This is a genomic window from Acinetobacter sp. YH12105 (assembly GCF_013419095.1).
In the GTDB taxonomy this organism is placed as follows: Bacteria; Pseudomonadota; Gammaproteobacteria; order Pseudomonadales; family Moraxellaceae; genus Acinetobacter; species Acinetobacter pseudolwoffii.
On sequence record NZ_VPAU01000018.1, the window covers coordinates 16,031 to 32,659 of the forward strand.

The 16,629-nt window shown below is 42.1% G+C and carries 13 protein-coding genes; 7 read left to right on the forward strand and 6 right to left on the reverse strand.

The genetic code is table 11. The annotated features are described in order from the left end of the window. The first annotated feature begins 396 nt into the window (after positions 1-396). Positions 397-1,344, forward strand: coding sequence for a pirin family protein (locus FTU44_RS12420; protein WP_159138890.1), 948 nt, complete (start codon positions 397-399; stop codon positions 1,342-1,344). A gap of 163 nt (positions 1,345-1,507) precedes the next feature. Beyond that, entirely contained in the window at positions 1,508-2,158 is a 651-nt protein-coding gene (locus FTU44_RS12425) for a glutathione S-transferase family protein (RefSeq protein WP_005094592.1), read from the forward strand. Between the two features lie 39 nt (positions 2,159-2,197). On the opposite strand, the gene phoR is transcribed toward FTU44_RS12425, so the two are convergent. The 3 genes from phoR to FTU44_RS12440 form a co-directional block, all read right to left on the reverse strand. Next, on the reverse strand, positions 2,198-3,556 hold the full coding sequence (phoR, locus tag FTU44_RS12430) for a phosphate regulon sensor histidine kinase PhoR (protein WP_005094591.1): 1,359 nt from the start codon (positions 3,554-3,556) through the stop codon (positions 2,198-2,200). Between the two features lie 25 nt (positions 3,557-3,581). Continuing rightward, positions 3,582-4,292 carry a phosphate regulon transcriptional regulator PhoB gene (gene phoB / locus FTU44_RS12435; protein WP_005094589.1) on the reverse strand — a complete coding sequence of 237 codons (711 nt, stop codon included), beginning with the start codon at positions 4,290-4,292 and terminating at the stop codon, positions 3,582-3,584. A gap of 248 nt (positions 4,293-4,540) precedes the next feature. After that, positions 4,541-5,218, reverse strand: a complete 678-nt coding sequence (locus tag FTU44_RS12440) for a TetR/AcrR family transcriptional regulator (protein WP_074383704.1) — start codon at positions 5,216-5,218, stop codon at positions 4,541-4,543. Positions 5,219-5,441: 223 nt separating this feature from the next. Here FTU44_RS12440 and FTU44_RS12445 point away from each other — a divergent pair, with 223 nt between their 5' ends. Next, complete coding sequence (locus FTU44_RS12445; protein ID WP_074383703.1) at positions 5,442-6,290, forward strand: SDR family oxidoreductase; 849 nt, start codon at positions 5,442-5,444, stop codon at positions 6,288-6,290. Between the two features lie 97 nt (positions 6,291-6,387). On the opposite strand, the gene FTU44_RS12450 is transcribed toward FTU44_RS12445, so the two are convergent. Beyond that, positions 6,388-7,752, reverse strand: a complete 1,365-nt coding sequence (locus FTU44_RS12450) for an MATE family efflux transporter (protein ID WP_159138889.1) — start codon at positions 7,750-7,752, stop codon at positions 6,388-6,390. Between the two features lie 128 nt (positions 7,753-7,880). Next, positions 7,881-9,035 carry a methionine aminotransferase gene (locus tag FTU44_RS12455; protein ID WP_159138888.1) on the reverse strand — a complete coding sequence of 385 codons (1,155 nt, stop codon included), beginning with the start codon at positions 9,033-9,035 and terminating at the stop codon, positions 7,881-7,883. Between the two features lie 245 nt (positions 9,036-9,280). On the opposite strand from FTU44_RS12455, the gene FTU44_RS12460 reads away from it, so the two are divergent. Genes FTU44_RS12460 through FTU44_RS12470 form a run of 3 tightly spaced genes read left to right on the forward strand, consistent with a single transcriptional unit; the run spans position 9,281 to position 14,813 of the window. Beyond that, positions 9,281-12,118 (forward strand): type VI secretion system Vgr family protein, encoded by a 2,838-nt coding sequence (locus FTU44_RS12460; protein WP_159138887.1) that lies wholly within the window; start codon positions 9,281-9,283, stop codon positions 12,116-12,118. Positions 12,119-12,135: 17 nt separating this feature from the next. After that, positions 12,136-14,112, forward strand: coding sequence for a LysM peptidoglycan-binding domain-containing protein (locus FTU44_RS12465; RefSeq protein WP_180050934.1), 1,977 nt, complete (start codon positions 12,136-12,138; stop codon positions 14,110-14,112). Positions 14,113-14,126: 14 nt separating this feature from the next. After that, entirely contained in the window at positions 14,127-14,813 is a 687-nt protein-coding gene (locus tag FTU44_RS12470) for a hypothetical protein (RefSeq protein WP_100358038.1), read from the forward strand. A gap of 44 nt (positions 14,814-14,857) precedes the next feature. On the opposite strand, the gene FTU44_RS12475 is transcribed toward FTU44_RS12470, so the two are convergent. Then, the gene (locus FTU44_RS12475; RefSeq protein ID WP_005094570.1) at positions 14,858-15,778 is read right to left on the reverse strand and encodes a Dyp-type peroxidase; all 921 of its coding nucleotides are present in this window, start codon (positions 15,776-15,778) and stop codon (positions 14,858-14,860) included. 161 nt (positions 15,779-15,939) lie between these two features. On the opposite strand from FTU44_RS12475, the gene FTU44_RS12480 reads away from it, so the two are divergent. Next, positions 15,940-16,560 carry a LysE family transporter gene (locus FTU44_RS12480; RefSeq protein WP_005094568.1) on the forward strand — a complete coding sequence of 207 codons (621 nt, stop codon included), beginning with the start codon at positions 15,940-15,942 and terminating at the stop codon, positions 16,558-16,560. Positions 16,561-16,629 lie beyond the last annotated feature (69 nt).

The following is a 16,629-nucleotide window of genomic DNA, read 5'->3' on the forward strand; positions in this document are numbered from 1 at the left end:
TATTTTTTAGCTGCAAAAGTGATTGAAATCCATAAAAATAATTTTTAATTGCTTTAATTTTTAAATTAAAATCATTCGTTTCACGTGAAACATTGGGTAATTGGGCCAGCAATGTCGAAATGGCTTCTAGCGCAGGCTTGAGAGCACCCTAATCAGCATTGAGCCACTTCCACTCAGGCTGTTACACTGCGAAATTCAGGTTTGATCGCTTGAACAGGAGTTAGATCGATCAAGCGATGTTAAGGGTTTTATACGTATCTAAATATTTCCAAAGATAGATTTTGCAAATAGACCCTGTACATTGTCCTGAATAGGGAGACATCTTGCAGCAGTCCAAGGGAAGAATGTTTCACATAATTTAAGATTTAGAATGAAAATGCCGAGGTGAGCTCAGCCATGTCGAATAATAGTGATATTGAACTGTCCAATTCGGATGATTGTGAAAAATATGTCAATCAGTTTATTCAGGAATTCCCTTTACGCCGTGCCGAAATCGGACAGGGTACCGTAATCAAACGTGCCTTGCCCAGCCGACATAAACGCATGATTGGTGCCTGGTGTTTTCTGGATCATGCCGGTCCGGCCAGCTTTCCACAAGGCGATGGCCTAGATGTTGGGCCACATCCCCATATTGGTCTGCAGACCTTTACCTGGATGCTGCAAGGCACCATGATGCACAATGACAGTTTAGGTACTCAGCAGCTGATTCGTCCCAAACAGGTCAATCTGATGACCTCGGGCTATGGCATTTCACATACGGAAGTTTCTCCAGAAAGCGAAACGCATATGCATGCAGCGCAGTTATGGATTGCCTTACCGGATGACAAGATCAATATGGCACCGGCTTTTGAGCATTATCCTGAATTGCCGGTAGTGCATGATCAGGGCATCGAATTTACCGTCTTAGTCGGTGAATATTTAAAAACCGTTTCACCGGTAAAAGTGCATAGTGAACTGCTCGGGGTAGACCTGTATGCAGCAGAAAGTACCAGTGCGAGCTTAGCCCTGAATCCAAAATTTGAATATGGTTTTATGGTACTTGAGGGCACGGCCAGCATTAATGGGCATGAACTGACGGAAGATAACATGCTGATCCTTGAACCGGGATTAGAGCAGGTTAATGCTGATATTCATGCCGGGAGCCGTGTATTACTCATTGGTGGTGAACCATTTGAAAGCCCGATTTTACTGTGGTGGAATTTGGTCGGACGTACCACCGAGGAACTTAAAATTGCGCGGCAACAATGGATTGAAGGCCATGAACGCTTCGGTTCGATTCCGGCCTATGATGGACCACGTTTAGAAGCTCCCGCATTTCCAGACCGGATGCGTGCTTCCAGATAAACGATCAGAATTGCAGGGGTGGATGGAACCCTGTCGGATTTGAACTGAAAATGGCAAATCTGCAACCTAGGGAACAGAGCATTACAGTCATCAAAAATTGCGCTACATTCCGCTGCTTTTTGCTATGCTCAGCAAGCAAGAACAATAAAATCATGAGTCTAATATGCGTGTTTTACATCATCTCGAACAATCACGATCGTTTCGTATTCTCTGGGCAATGGAAGAGTTAGGACTGGATTATGAAGTGCAATATTATCAGCGCCAGCCTAATCTTTCCGCGCCACCGGCCTTAAAACAGATTCATCCCTTGGGTAAGGCACCAATTCTGACCGATCAGGAGCAGGTACTGGCGGAATCTGCGGCGATCCTGGAGTATTTACAGGAAAGCTATGATGAACAGCAGCAGTTTCGCCCAGAAGATCCTGCCGACAAGGCCCAGTACCGTTACTGGATGCATTATGCAGAAGGTTCATTAATGCCACTGCTGGTGATGCAACTGGTGATGACCACTGTACCGAAACATACCCCTTTACTGATTCGACCAGTAGCCAAGAAAATTTGTGAGGGAGTGAAGAAACAGTTTGTACAAAGCCGCTTAAAAGATCATATCCAGTTTCTGGAACGCTATTTGAGCGAGCATGACTATTTTGCCGGACACTTCAGTTTTGCCGATATTCAGATGAGTTTTCCTTTGGAGGCCATGCAAAGCCGGACTGGCCAAAGTTATCCGGCGATTCAGGCTTATCTGAAACGGGTATCGCAACGTGCAGCCTATGCGCGTGCACTGGCCAAAGAAAAACAGATAGCATCCTGAAAAAAAAGCTGCCGATGGCAGCTTTTTTAATGGGGGATATCAGTCTGGAAAGCTGAGGCGCTCTTTGGGGAAAATCACCTTAAAAGTGGAACCCTGGTTTTCCTTGGACTCAATTTCGAGATGTGCCTGATGTTGCATCAGGACATGCTTAACAATTGCCAATCCTAAACCGGTGCCACCAGTACGCCGGCTACGGTCTGAATCGATCCGGTAAAAACGTTCGGTCAGACGTGGCAAGTGTTTGGGATCAATTCCGATGCCGTTATCTTCTACTACAAAATAGGCAGATTCACCATCATCATGCCACCCCATGGTAATGATTCCACCTTTAGGCGTATATTTAATCGCATTGGTGATCAGGTTGCTAAAGGCGCTGGCCAGTTCCATATCTGAACCGATCAGATCGCAATGACTGTCAATGTCCAGATTCAGGGTATGACCATAATCGATATTATAGGCCTGTGCATCATCAAATAGCTGATTCATCAGACTTGGCATTTCGATGATTTGGTTTTTGGCAATATTTTTGTCATTTTCCAGACGTGACAGCAGTAGCAGGTCATTCACCAGCGCGTTCATGCGTCGGGTCTGCGACTGCATCTGATCAAAGGCGCGTTTCCAGCGCGGATTGATATCTTCCTGGTCGGTAAAGGTTTCAATATAGCCACTGAGTACGGTTAAAGGCGTGCGCAGCTCATGCGAAATATTATCGACAAAATCTTTACGCATCTGTTCCAGATTGTGCATCCGGGTCACATCATAGGCGACCAGTACCCGGCTTTCACCGCCGAAACGGGTCATTTTGACCTGGACATAATGATCTTCGAACAGCGAAGATCGCATTTTCAGGCCATCTGGTGACTCATCAATATGATGATAATATTCAATAAAACTCGGTTGGCGCAGCAAAGTTAAAATATTACGGCGACGGTCATCACTGGAAATTCCGAGCAGACGTTCGGCGGCTGGATTCCACCATTCAATCTGCTGGTTTTCATCAATTAAAACCACTGCTTCTTGCAAGGCCACCAGTGAAGACTGCGCTCGATCGATCAGTTCCACCATTTCTGCCTGCACAATCCGTTCCTGCCGCTGAGCGCGATAAACATTGAATAACAGTGCGCCCCAAATCCCGCCGATATTCGGCGGAACATCATAAGGGCGATTAGAAATCCATTCATTGACCAGATATAAAGAGCGCATCTGGGTGCTAAAGAACGCCACAAAGGCAATGACGATACAAATCCAGAAATACCCAATCCCAAAACCGATAAGGCTGGCGATGATCAGGAAAAAAGCCAGTAAGCGTAAATCCTGTTTGGCAAAATCCCATAAACTGCTGTAACGGATTCTTTTGTGCTCACGTGCCAGTTCGGGGACAGGGTAGGGTTCATACATAAAACAAGATTTACCTTAAAAGACGTTAACCTAAAGCCACATCTGCACGGGTTGAAAAACGGTAACCGGTTCCACGTACGGTTTGTACATAGCGGTTTGCGCCATAAGGTTCCAGCACTTTGCGCAAACGGCGTATATGGACGTCAATAGTACGGTCTTCAATATAGACGTTGCCGCCCCAAACCTGATCCAGTAATTGCGCACGGGTATAGGCACGTTCCGGATGGGTCATAAAAAACGCCAATAGACGGTATTCAGTGGGCCCCATTTCCAGAATTTTATCGCCAAAATTAACCCGCTGACTGACCGGATCCAGAATCAGGCCATTGGCATCAATGGTTTTTTCACCGCTGAGTGCATTGGCACGGCGCAGGACAGCTTTAATGCGTGACACCAGTTCCCGGGTCGAGAACGGCTTGGTCATGTAATCATCGGCACCGGCATCCAGACCTTGTACTTTGTGGTCTTCTTCACCGCGTGCGGTCAGCATGATCACCGGAATTTCTGACAGGCTTTCATCACGTTTCAGACGACGACATAGATCTACACCGCTGATCCCGCCCGGCATCATCCAGTCCAGCAAAATCAGTGCCGGACGCTGATCCACAATCATCTGATGCGCCTGCTTGGCATCTTCGGCTTGTAAGCATTGAAAACCGGCCATATCCAGAGAGGTATGGATCATTTCCCGAATCGGGAGTTCGTCATCGACGATTAATATGTAGTCATCTTTCACAACGCAATACCCTATTTCATGTAAACGGTGAACCGTTTTATATTTATGACAGGCTTATTACAAAGACTAATTATGACAGTATCATTGCAGAAAGGGAAAAACTGCTGAAATTCGCAAAGATTTGTGACAATTTTAGTAAAGAAACTTGTTAAAAAATCATAAATTAATTTTACTTTTATCGGTGCTTCAGCAGAAATTAGAACCTGTTTTAGAATGCAGAAAATCTGGTTAAGCCTTCGATTTAACAGCTATTTTTTGTCGGAAAATGACTCCAATAATGCCAAAAATACCACACTGCACGATGATAAAACTTCCTCCAATGACTGCTTGAATCCGCTCATGACCCAGCGAATGGCAATTTGGGTGACATAGCCATTTAAACCGGTCGACACCAGTGAAATTTCCTGCTCACTACGATTTAACTGCGGCATCATTAACATGACAAAGGCATGAATCATGCGGTCGAAGCGCGACATGGTTTCATGAATGGTGGCCTGATTATGCAACTCCTGCACCAGCATGGCATCAATATAAATGATCCGTGCCATACGCGGATTGTCACGCAAGGTGCTAAGCAGGGCAGTCAGACCCGCTTCAATCATTTTTTTCGGATCAGTGGATGCCTGCATCATGGCCTGCATGACATTCTGTTGCAGTTCATCAATCAGTTTTAAAAAGATGGTCTGAAACAGGTGCTCACTTTTTTTAAAAGATTCATAAAAATAACGTTCAGTCAGTTTGGCTTCATTGCAGATATCTTTCACGGTTACTGAAAAAAAGCCATGGCTGCCATAAGCTTCAATACCGGCTTCAATCAGCTTTTCACGACGTACCTGCTGTCGCTCAGCCATCGACAGGCCTTTAAACTGACGTTCCTTGCTTTTGGGTGGTCGTGATGGTGTTGCTGCATTGATTGAATCGGTCATAAAGCCTGGCTACTCATCTGCATGAAGATTTTGAATATCTTAGCAATAAATCACGCTTTGACCTATGTCGAAATTCAGCAGAGGAATTTGGCCGCTAAGGACATCGGATAATTATTGACAATATATATTGTCAAAATTATATTGAGGGTCTGTGCTAACTCCTGAAACAACAGAACAAGATCCTGCTGTCATGGAAGAGCAGTTATTTACATAAGGAAATTCAATGAAAAATTTTAAGAATAAAGTCGCTGCCATTACCGGTGCCGGTTCAGGGATCGGTCAGCAGCTGGCAGTTTTGCTGGCACAGCAAGGCTGTCATCTGGCACTAAGTGATATTAATGAACAAGGACTGGCACAAACGGTTGAATTGTTGCAGGGCAGTGATGTTCGGGTGACGATTCAAAAAGTTAACGTGGCCAAGCTACAAGAGGTACGCAGCTGGGCAGCACAGGTGGAGCAGGATCATGGCAGTGTCAATATGATCTTTAACAATGCCGGCGTGGCACTTGGCTGTACCGTAGAAGGTGCGAGCTATGAAGATCTGGAATGGATCGTCGACATTAATTTCTGGGGCGTGGTGTATGGCACCAAAGAATTTTTGCCTTTAATCAAGAAAACCGGCGATGGTCATGTGATTAATATTTCCAGTCTGTTTGGTTTAACCGCGCAGCCGACCCAGTCGGCATATAACGCGACCAAGTTTGCAGTGCGTGGTTTTACCGAATCCTTGCGTCAGGAACTGGATCTGCAAAATTGCGGTGTGAGTGCACTTTGTGTACATCCGGGGGGAATTCGTACCAATATTGCCAATGCTGCGAAAATGAATGACAGTATGCTGACCTTGGGCATGAATCCGGAAAAAGCCGCCCGTAATTTTAATAAACTGCTGCGTTGCCCGCCAGTAGAAGCCGCTCGTCAGATTCTGGAGGCGGTACAGAAAGACAAACGCCGTTTATTAATTGGTAACGATGCCAAAGCTGTTGATTTGATTCAACGGATCTTGCCAAGCGGCTATCAGCATGTCACTGCACTGGCAAGCCAATTCGGAAAAAAGAAGAAAAAATCTGCTTAAATCATTGGATATTAAACCCGCGAAAGCGGGTTTTTAATTTTTTATTGCAGATCAGGAGTGAGTTGCTGTAAGGCTGTAGGCATGTAAAATAATGAAGCTAAACCAATATTTTAATGGTTTTTTTCTTCCAGACCAACTGATAATACAGTCCCTGCAAAATACACATGCTGACAAAGGCCAACGCATAGGCATACCAGATCCCTTCTAGCCCCCACCACCGGCTAAACAGATAAGCGGCAGGAACTTCAATACAGAGAATTGCAAAAATATTGATCAGCATCGGTGCAGTTACCGTACCACTTGAACGCATAATTGAAGCAAAAATGGCGCTGGCACCAAAGAATAAAATGGACCAAAGCACAATGAATAAAAGTTGCTGACCCAGCACCACGACCTGAGGATCAGTAATAAACAGTGCCATTAAATATTTTGAGAACAGGTAGGCCAAAACCACCAAACCGCCAGTAAACAGAATATTCATACTGAGTGCAGTCCGTGTGACTTTATTCAGTAAATCGGATTTTCCTGCACCAATCGCTTGTGCACCAAACACAGAAGCTGCAATCGCAATCGACAGAGCAGGAAACTGGATATAATTTAACACCTGGTTGACCGCACCATAGGCAGCCGTTGCTTCTGCGCCATAGCGGTTGACCAAGCCGACAATCACCAGACCGGCGACAGAAGTCGTGATCATCTGTATTCCAGTCGGAACGCCCAGACTTAAAATAATTTTGCTTAATTTAGGCTGATGGCGGATATGTTTTAATAATGCCCAGTCCAGCCTAAGCGGATGTTGTTTATAATTTAAATACAGGACTAGAAACAACAATACGGCCAGATTACCCAAAATGGTGGCAATTGCCGGCGAGATAATGCCCATTTGGGGAAAGCCAAAATATCCGGCAATTAATATCGGGGTGACTACCAAGCCCACGCCAATGGTGAGTGCGGAAGCAAACAGCGGTGTGGTGCTGTCGCCTACACCGCGCAAGATAGAGGTATAAATAATATAAATAAAAATTAGGGGACTACCTGCCAGCATCCATTGCACATAGGGCAAGGATAAATGCATCACCTCCGGATCTGTACCGAGCGCCAAGAGGATATTTTCGGCAAAAATCACTCCAAACAGCGCGATCAAGCTTCCGCCAATCAAGGTCATAAATAAAGTTGAACCGACCACACAGCGCACTTTTTCGATATTTTTTGCGCCCCAAGCCTGTCCAATGAGTACAGTAGAACCGGCAGATAAGCCAATGACAAAAGCCATCAAACAAAACAGGATCGGGAAAAATACCGCAACCGCAGCAATGGCATTGACTCCCAGCATTTGCCCGACAAAAACCGTATTAATCGTACCTGAAAGGCTTTGCAGGATGTTGGTTGCAATTAATGGCAACAGAAATACCAGAAAGGCCTTCCATAAATTCTGTTGTTGGATCAGTGATTGCTGTGCCATGCCCTATCCTGTTATTGATTTTTCATCTATTTAATTATGTTGCTATTATTGAATAAAGCAGGAATAAAGGCCTTAGCTTTTAAGTAACTAAGGCATTTATTTTATAAGAATTTTAGTTAAAATTTGAATTAAACCTTTGAAAGAATTTGACCTGCCTGAATCAGGGTCTGTTCTTTTTTTGCAAAACAGAACCTGAGCAGGCGTAAATCGGCAGGCGCTTGCTGGTAGAACACAGAGACTGGAATTGCCACGATCCCGTGTTGCTCTGCCAGAAAATGACACATCTCTACATCATTTAAATCAGGCCGGATAGCCGAATAATCGAGATTCTGGAAATAAGTTCCTTGAGAGGGCGTCCATTTAAAACGTGATGTTTCTATTGATGAATTAAATAGATCACGTTTGTTTTGATAGAACCGGGAAAGTTCGCGTATATGTTCAGGATGCTGTTGCATGTATTCCGCCAAAGCCACCTGAATCGGAGTCACGCCACAGAAGCTGGCAAACTGATAAATCTGTCTGAACATTTTCATGAGTGGCGGTGCCGCAATACAAAAACCGGTTTTCCAGCCGGTGACATGAAAGGTTTTACCAAAAGAACCAATCACGAAGCTACGCTCGCGCAGTTCAGGAAATGACCAGGCTGAATGGTGCTGAACGCCGTCGAAAACCAGATGTTCATAGACTTCATCGGATAACACCACAATATTGCGCTCACGGATCAGCTCAATCAGATGTTGCCAGTCTGCTCTGGACCAGACACTACCGCTGGGGTTGTGAGGAGTGTTGACCACAATCATGCGGGTACGCTTATTGATGGCATCTTTCACCTGATTCCAGTCCACAGAAAACTCGGGATGCTGTAATGCAATATGTACAGGCGTTGCACCAGCCAGCTGTACTGCAGGTGCATAACTGTCATAGCTCGGATCGAAAATAATCACTTCATCACCCGCACGAACTGTGGCCTGAATCGCACAAAAAATCGCAATTGTGGCGCCGGAAGTAATCGTGATCTCTTCTAGCGGGTCAATGCTCAGCTGATCGCGCTGTCGATACAGATCGGCCACCAGCCCACGCAATATCGGCAAGCCATCTCCAGGTGCATACTGGTTAAATCCGTTATGACTGGCCCGGCTCAAAGCCTCAATCAATGCCGGTGGCGCAGGAAAGTCTGGAAATCCCTGTGAAAGGTTCAATGCGCCGAGTCTTCGTGCCAGGGCCGACATGGTGCTAAAAATCGTGATGCCTAGATCAGGCAGTTTAGAGGGGAATTTCAGCATGTCCTTGGCCTTGAAAATAAGATTGAATCCAGTGTAGCAGCAAGTTCTACTCTGGATAATCAGAAAATTCTGAAATATTTGGCATTATTTTTACCTCTATTTTTCAGAGATTTATTGAATAGGTGCAATTGAATTACTGAAAATCAAATGCCTAATTATGTGAAATGCACACCGAGCTGGACGAAATGGACAACTTTTCCTAGAATTTGCTCCACAATAATAATGCTTAAAACTATAACTATAAAATGCCAAAACATATTCATCTGCTGCTGGAGCAACTTGGGCTGAACCGGCAGCATCGTGCGCTGCATCTGCAGTTTTCACATCTGCTCTTAAATCATCAGGTCCTGATTCAGCGGATTGATGGCCAGCATCAGATTAATCAGGGTCTGCAGGCAGAACTGATCTGCCTTTCTACGCAGGCCAATCTTGCTTTAAAGCAATTTATAGGCTGTCAGGTGGCAGTAGATCAGGTAACAGATCGTGGCGAACTTTTTCGAACCAGTGGCATTATTACCGCAGCCAGTCAGGGACACAGCGACGGTGCCTTGAGTCTGTATAAACTGACCATGCAGGATGCTACTGCACTCTGGCACAAACGCCGTAATAGTCGGGTGTTTATGAATAAGAGCGTGCGCGAAATCAGTGAAATATTATTTAGTGAATGGCAAAGTAGAAGTGCATTATTTGCAGCCAGTCTTAGTCTGGACCTGACCGGATTAAATCGGGATTACGATGTACGCCCTTTTGTGATGCAGTCCAATGAGTCGGATTATGATTTTTTAACGCGTTTATGGCGTAGTGAAGGAATAAACTGGCTGATTGATGAAAAGCACTCCATTGTTCCGGTGTCCGCTACTGAGATTCAGCCGCAGAACCTGCGTTTAATCGATCATTCTCAAGCCTTTTCAGCTTTAAAACGCCGTTCAATCCGCTTCCATCGCAGTCATGCCACCGAGCAGTTTGATACGCTGACCAGTCTGATTGCCGTACGTCAGCTTAATTCCAACAGTACCCATACCCAGCGCTGGCAAGCGCAGCACCTTGCGCAGGATCAAAGCCAGTCCTTATTAAATACTCATCAGCAAAGTAGCGTGCAGGATACGGCCAGTCTGAATCTTGAAGATGCCTGGAACATTAGTCCGGCCTGGACAGGTGATTTGAATGCCGAGGATCAGGTGACGGCATCTGGTACGGCACAACTGGAACGACTGAATCAGCAGCTCAATCATTATCATGCGCTGCAATCCAAATATTTTAAAGCCAGCAGCAGTGTACGTGATGCTCAGGTCGGGTATTGGTTTGAATTAAAACAGCATGCTGAAATTGATCAGCATCCCGTGCATGAGCGTGAATTTTTGATTTTGGGTAAACGCTTCTATAACCAGAATAATTTACCTAAAGATATTTTATTGCAGCTAGACAGCTTGCTCGGTCAAAGTGATTGGCAAATTTCGGAGGAAGAACGGCAGGCCAATGAGTTGTATATCGTCCGCCGTGACATCCCCGTCGTACCTGAATATCAGCCTTTTATGCATCGCCCCGTTGCATATCCGCAGCGAGCTCGAGTGGTCGGGCCTGAAGGTGAAACAATCCATGTCGATGCTTGGGGAAGAGTGAAAGTTCGTTTTCTATTTACCCGAAGTGATGACCATCAACATGATGCTGGTGCAGGCAGCAATGACAATGATAGCGATTCGGCCTGGATTGATGTATTAACCCCTTGGGCTGGTGAAGGTTATGGAGTCAGATTGCATCCACGAGTTGGTGAAATGGTAGTGATTGATTTTTTTGAAGGCGATATCGATCGGCCCTTTGTTATGGGACGGATTCACGAAGCAGAACGACATCCAGTGATGTTTGATGCGAAGGGACAATTACCAGCCACCAGAAAACTCAGTGGGATCCGTTCCCAAGAAGTAGAGGGTGAGGGTTTCAACCAGCTGCGTTTTGATGATACGACGGATCAGATTAGTGCACAGTTACACAGTAGTCATGGTGCTAGCCAGTTGAATTTAGGAAATCTCAGTCATCCTAAAGAAACAGAATCGAGTGAAGGTCGTGGGGAAGGGTTTGAACTTAGGACAGATCAGTGGGGGGTGGTACGAGCAGGGCAAGGCTTACTGATTTCGACCTATTCGCAAGATACAGCAGCAGGTAATCACCTGGATGCTAAGCCTACCAAGAACCAGATGGAATCAAATCTGAATAACACCAAAGTTCTGAGTGACATGGCAGAAGCTCAGCAAACTGATCCGCTTGAGCTTTTTAATAGCTTAAAACAATTTCTGAATCAACTAGAAACTGAAGATGCGAGCAAAGCCACTGCATTTAAACAGGCTGTTATGGTATTAACGGCACCACATTCGATTGCGCTGAGTACAAATGAAAATATTCATTTATCTGCAGACCAGCAGATAAATTACAGTGCAGGGGAAAGTATCCATCTATCGACTCAACAGTCTCTGATTGCACATGCGCAGCACAAGATCAGCCTATTTGCTGCCCAGAACGGAGCACGCTTATACGCAGGCAAAGGTAAAATTGAAATACAGGCCCAAGATGATGCCATCGAAGCAATTGCACGGAAGGTGATTAAGCTGATTTCAACTGAAGACAAGATTGAGATCACCAGTCCGAAAGAGATCCTGCTAACCGCGGGAGGGTCTCAAATAAAGATTAATAGCAGTGGAGTGTGTGTCACAACTGGTGGGAAATTTGAGTGTAAGGCGGGGCAGCATAGTTTTATGGGAGGGGCTAAAACTTTTTATGATTTACCTGAGTTGCCTAAAATTGGTCCATATGCTGTAGATTTTTTATTTACTAGTTTGGGCGGTACAGGAATTGAAGGTGCAGAGGTAACTATGTTCACACCTGAAAATAAGGAAATTTTATGGGAAGGTAAAACTGATTTAAAGGGTAAGTCTGAATTATCTATTTTTCAAAAATCATTAGCTTATGAAGCATTAGTAGGATTTAAACAATGGTCTAGTAGCTTTGAAGATTTGGAATTTAAAGTGCCTGATATAGAAGATGAGTTTGATGTGGGAGAGCATGGAATTCAGTTGGAAGATATTGAATAATTATAAAGGTAGTCTCTGTGAATTATTATATCGTAAAAAAAGGAGATACATTATGGGGTATCTCGAGAAAATTTAATATTACTGTGAAAAAAATAGCAGAAATTAATGAATTAGATACTTCTATGATCCATAAAATAAGAATAGGTCAAAAAATTTATATTAATGAAAAGAATAAGATTAATGCTGAAGTGGTTTTAAAAATCATATTATTAGATTTATCTTTTAAGTCAATTCCAAAAGGTACTGTAAAGCTAGAATATGATGATAAGTCAAAAGAAATAATTTTTAAAGATGGTGTAATCTATAATATAGAAATATTAGACCATTTAAAAGGACTAAAAGTTTATTATAAAAATATTAAAGGTGCCTTTGATCTAATAGCTCATCATAAAAAATTACCTATAGGTAAAAAAGTTTTAAGATTAACTTCAAGACAAATGAAGGTTTCAGGTGTACATTATCCTAAGTCTGGTATAGCCCAACAGACATTAGATGAAATTAAACAATCATTAAAAAATTTAGCAGACCCAGTTATAATGGGAGGAAGTAAAAAAATAGATGAGCTACATACTAATAAATCATCTTTGCCGGAGCCAAGAAGTGATCAAAAAAGGACTGATTCAGGTAATAGTACTCATATAATTGCAAGCCAATTTACAGAAGAAAACTTTATTCTAAGTAGCGTCAATAATAAATATAGAAAATTCGTTATAGAGGCTTCGAAGCGGCATAATTTTACACCTCATAGCCTCGCAGCTTTAATTCATGCTGAGGCTGCAAAAAAAAGTAATGGTGAATGGGATCCGGAAAGTTTTAATGCAAGTACAAATGCTGCTGGACTAACACAATTTTTAAAAAGTACTTGGCTTGAAATTTGTAAAAATCAACATACTCTAATAGGACAATATGCTTCAAAAAATAAGAAGCTCACTGAGAAGCAACTTCTCAATTTGAGATTCATTCCTGAATTCTCTATTGATGCAGCAGCAGCTTATGCAGTCGTTAACTTTAAATGGTCAAAATTGCCTTATCAAAAATTAACAGAACCAAGTTCAATAGCGAAATTTGCTTATCTATTACATCATGAAGGAGCGGGTGGTACTAGGTCATTCATACAAAATAGTTTTTCTCAACAAAGAGCGAAGAATTTGTTATTTGCACAATTTGGAAGTAAAGGTAAACAAAGAGCCTCAGATTATTTGAAAAGATATAATGATGATGCAAAAGCTGCCTATGGAGCATGGTTAAGAGCTTATATTGATGCACATATTAATATTTATGATTATGTACTGGATAAATCAAAAACTTCCGGGGTAAATTTATCTTTAGAAGAAACAATAAAAATTTTATTAGAACAAACTTCTTCACCAACACCAACACCAACACCAACACCAACACCAACACCAACACCAACACCAACACCAACACCAATCTTAAGTAAAGAAGTACAAGAAAATAAACCTGTAGGAGGAAGTGAAATATGGGTAGATCCTTTAGCAGTAAATAAGTTAAGAACTGCTGGTCTTGCAAATATCAAAAGTGCCACTTTTGGGAAGGTTAGAAATGGAGGTACAAGAAATCATCAGGGTATAGATCTAGCTGCTGACTCAGGTACAAATATTTTTGCAGTATGTAGTGGCATTATTGCTGTCGCAAAGGATAGTGGAGGGCCATATGGTAAAATTGTTGTATTAGAAGTAAACATTGATGACCTGCCTATACAACAAAAAAATTATGCATTAAAAAACATTATAAACAGTAATTTTATTTACTTTTTTTATGCACATCTATCTACAATAAATGTTGAAAAGGGAGATGCTGTGGATGTTACAACAGTTTTAGGTAAAACAGGTTCTAGTGGAAATGCGAGTGGAATGACTACTATTTCAAAGGGTGGACATTTACATTTTGAGACAAGAAGCTCGCCATTATTGGGTAAAGGCCTACAAGGAAGATTTGATCCTATCCCCTTTTTTTTAAATAAATTAATTTAGGCTTTTTAAAAAATATGAAAATAATTAAATTCCTAGTAATAATTAGTACTTTTTTTTCATTATCGTGTCATTCGAATAATATAGATTGGAATGATTATCAGCAGAGTGCTATACAAACCAATGAGCCAATTTTGTTTTTAGATCAATTTGGTAGTTTTTCTCAATTAAATGAAAACTTAAAGTTAGGTTTGGTTGATTACGGTAATAAAAATAAAAAATATTCTGGTGGAAATTATATTCTTAAAAGTTATGGTGTTGAGGTCTTTAATAATCAAATAGAATATACTTTGTTCCAAAGTACAGTGCCTTTAAAATCTAGTGTCGATTTAAAGATACTATATCAAGATGAAAAAATAGTAGCTTTTCGAACAAGAGAATTTAGTGAAATAGATTATGTGAAAAGAGCTTATAAAAAATTTAGTTCTAATATATTTATATATAATAAATTATCAAATTTAGTAGTCGAGGTTCCAGTAGTAGATTCTTCATCTAAGAGTTTAGAAAGTAATTATTTAAATATATTGGCTGGTGATAATTTTTCTTATTTTGTCAAAGAAAGAGAATATCTATATGAGGCGGATATTAGCGAAGGTAACGGTAAAATTAATAATTATAAATTAGTATTGAATTTAGAATTAAAATGTTTATTCTATACATTAGGTTGTGAAAATATAAATTCTAAGAAATTACTGAAAAAATAAGTTACTAGATTGCTACATCATTAATGTAGCAATCTTTTTTAACTTCACCCTTCCAAAACTTCTTCCAACAACTCTTCACTCGGTGCAAAGTAATATGCTCCATCTAGTGGAGTGACGAAGTGTAGCAAGCGGTCATGGATCCCATCGCCAGACGTACCAAACATACGCTCTAACATGGCATCAATAATAGTTAAATCTTTGGTATAGGCAATGAAGAATAGACCTTGGTCACCACGGCCATCACCATAAGGCAAGGAATGACGGAGAATCTCCATTTCTTCGCCTTCTTCATCTTCCACTACAGTACGTGCAACGTGAGCATTTGCCGGTTTAACCTCATCCTCCAGTTCAATCGATTCCAGTTTGGTACGACCCATCACTTGCTCTTGAGTATCGACTTTCAGCTTTTTCCACTTTTCCAGATCATGCGCATAACGCTGGGCAAAAATAAATGAACCATCCTGGAAAATGCCCGTATCTTCACTAAGTAATGCCACCTCAGCACGATCATCTGGGAATTGCGGATTTTCAGTGCCATCAATAAAGCCTGTCACATCACGGCCATCAAAATAGCGGAAGCAGACACGTTCATCCAGAACTTCAACCTGATCCTGAATTCCTTCAAAAAAAGCCTGACTCAGCGCAAAACAGATATCCGCCCGTGCACTGGCAATATGAATCAGAATATCTGCCGGAACAACCGGCATTGCAAATGAACCCTGAATCGGTTCAAGCTGTTTGAAACCCGCAGGGCTTTGTGAATAAAGTCTTGACCAAAGCTCAGGACCAAAAGCGACCGCTGTTTTAATTTGTGCTTGAGGATGTTGCGTAATCAGACGATCACGAGAAGTAAAAAGATGTTCTAATTTTTCTTTGAGTGCTTCAATATTTAAGTCTTTAAGACGCAATACAATAAAGCGAGCATGATCTGAGGGGAGGGGCAAGATTACCGATTGGGCTGTCATTCATGGCTCCTGTAATGATAAATCCTGTTTTTTAATGCACATATTGTGCCTGAAGCTCTGCAGAGTGAACAGTGCAGCGCCTTATATTTAAGCAATTTTTTAGCCTGAACCTATTGGATAAGTCCTATAATATTGTGCAAGTTTTCCAGAGTTGAATGTTCATGTCCTACCAAATGTGGTTTGCCTATATGCTGGCCTGTTGGGTGATTAGTGTTTCACCCGGTGCAGGGGCAATTGCCTCGATGTCGAGTGGGCTGAATTATGGTTTTCGACATGGCTACTGGAATGCATTGGGTCTGCAACTGGCATTACTGGTGCAGATTGCAGTGGTGGCAGCCGGAGTGGGGGTGCTGTTTGCGACCACGCCATGGGCATTTTTGGTGGTGAAATGGTTTGGTGTGGGCTATTTATTATATTTGGCTATTTTACAGTGGAAAGCGCCACTACAATCCATCGAAATTAAACATGAATTGGCACGTAAATCTGCGGGAAAACTGATTTTATATGGTTTTTTGGTGAATATGAGTAATCCAAAAGCCATTGTATTTTTACTGGCTGTATTGCCACAATTTCTGGATTTATCCAAACCACAATGGATTCAGTATGTGATTATGGCGCTGACCATGATCACGATTGATCTGATTGTGATGGCGGGCTACACGGGGCTTGCTGCAAAAGTTTTACGATTGCTCAAGTCACCAAAACAACAGAAAATTCTAAATCGTACATTTGCCGTATTATTCGGTTGTGCTGCTAGTTTGTTGAGTTTGGTACATCAATAACAGTATGGAATACATTTTTAAGTCTATTAATTGATTTTTAAGCGTATTTCATCTAGTTTGATCGCATGA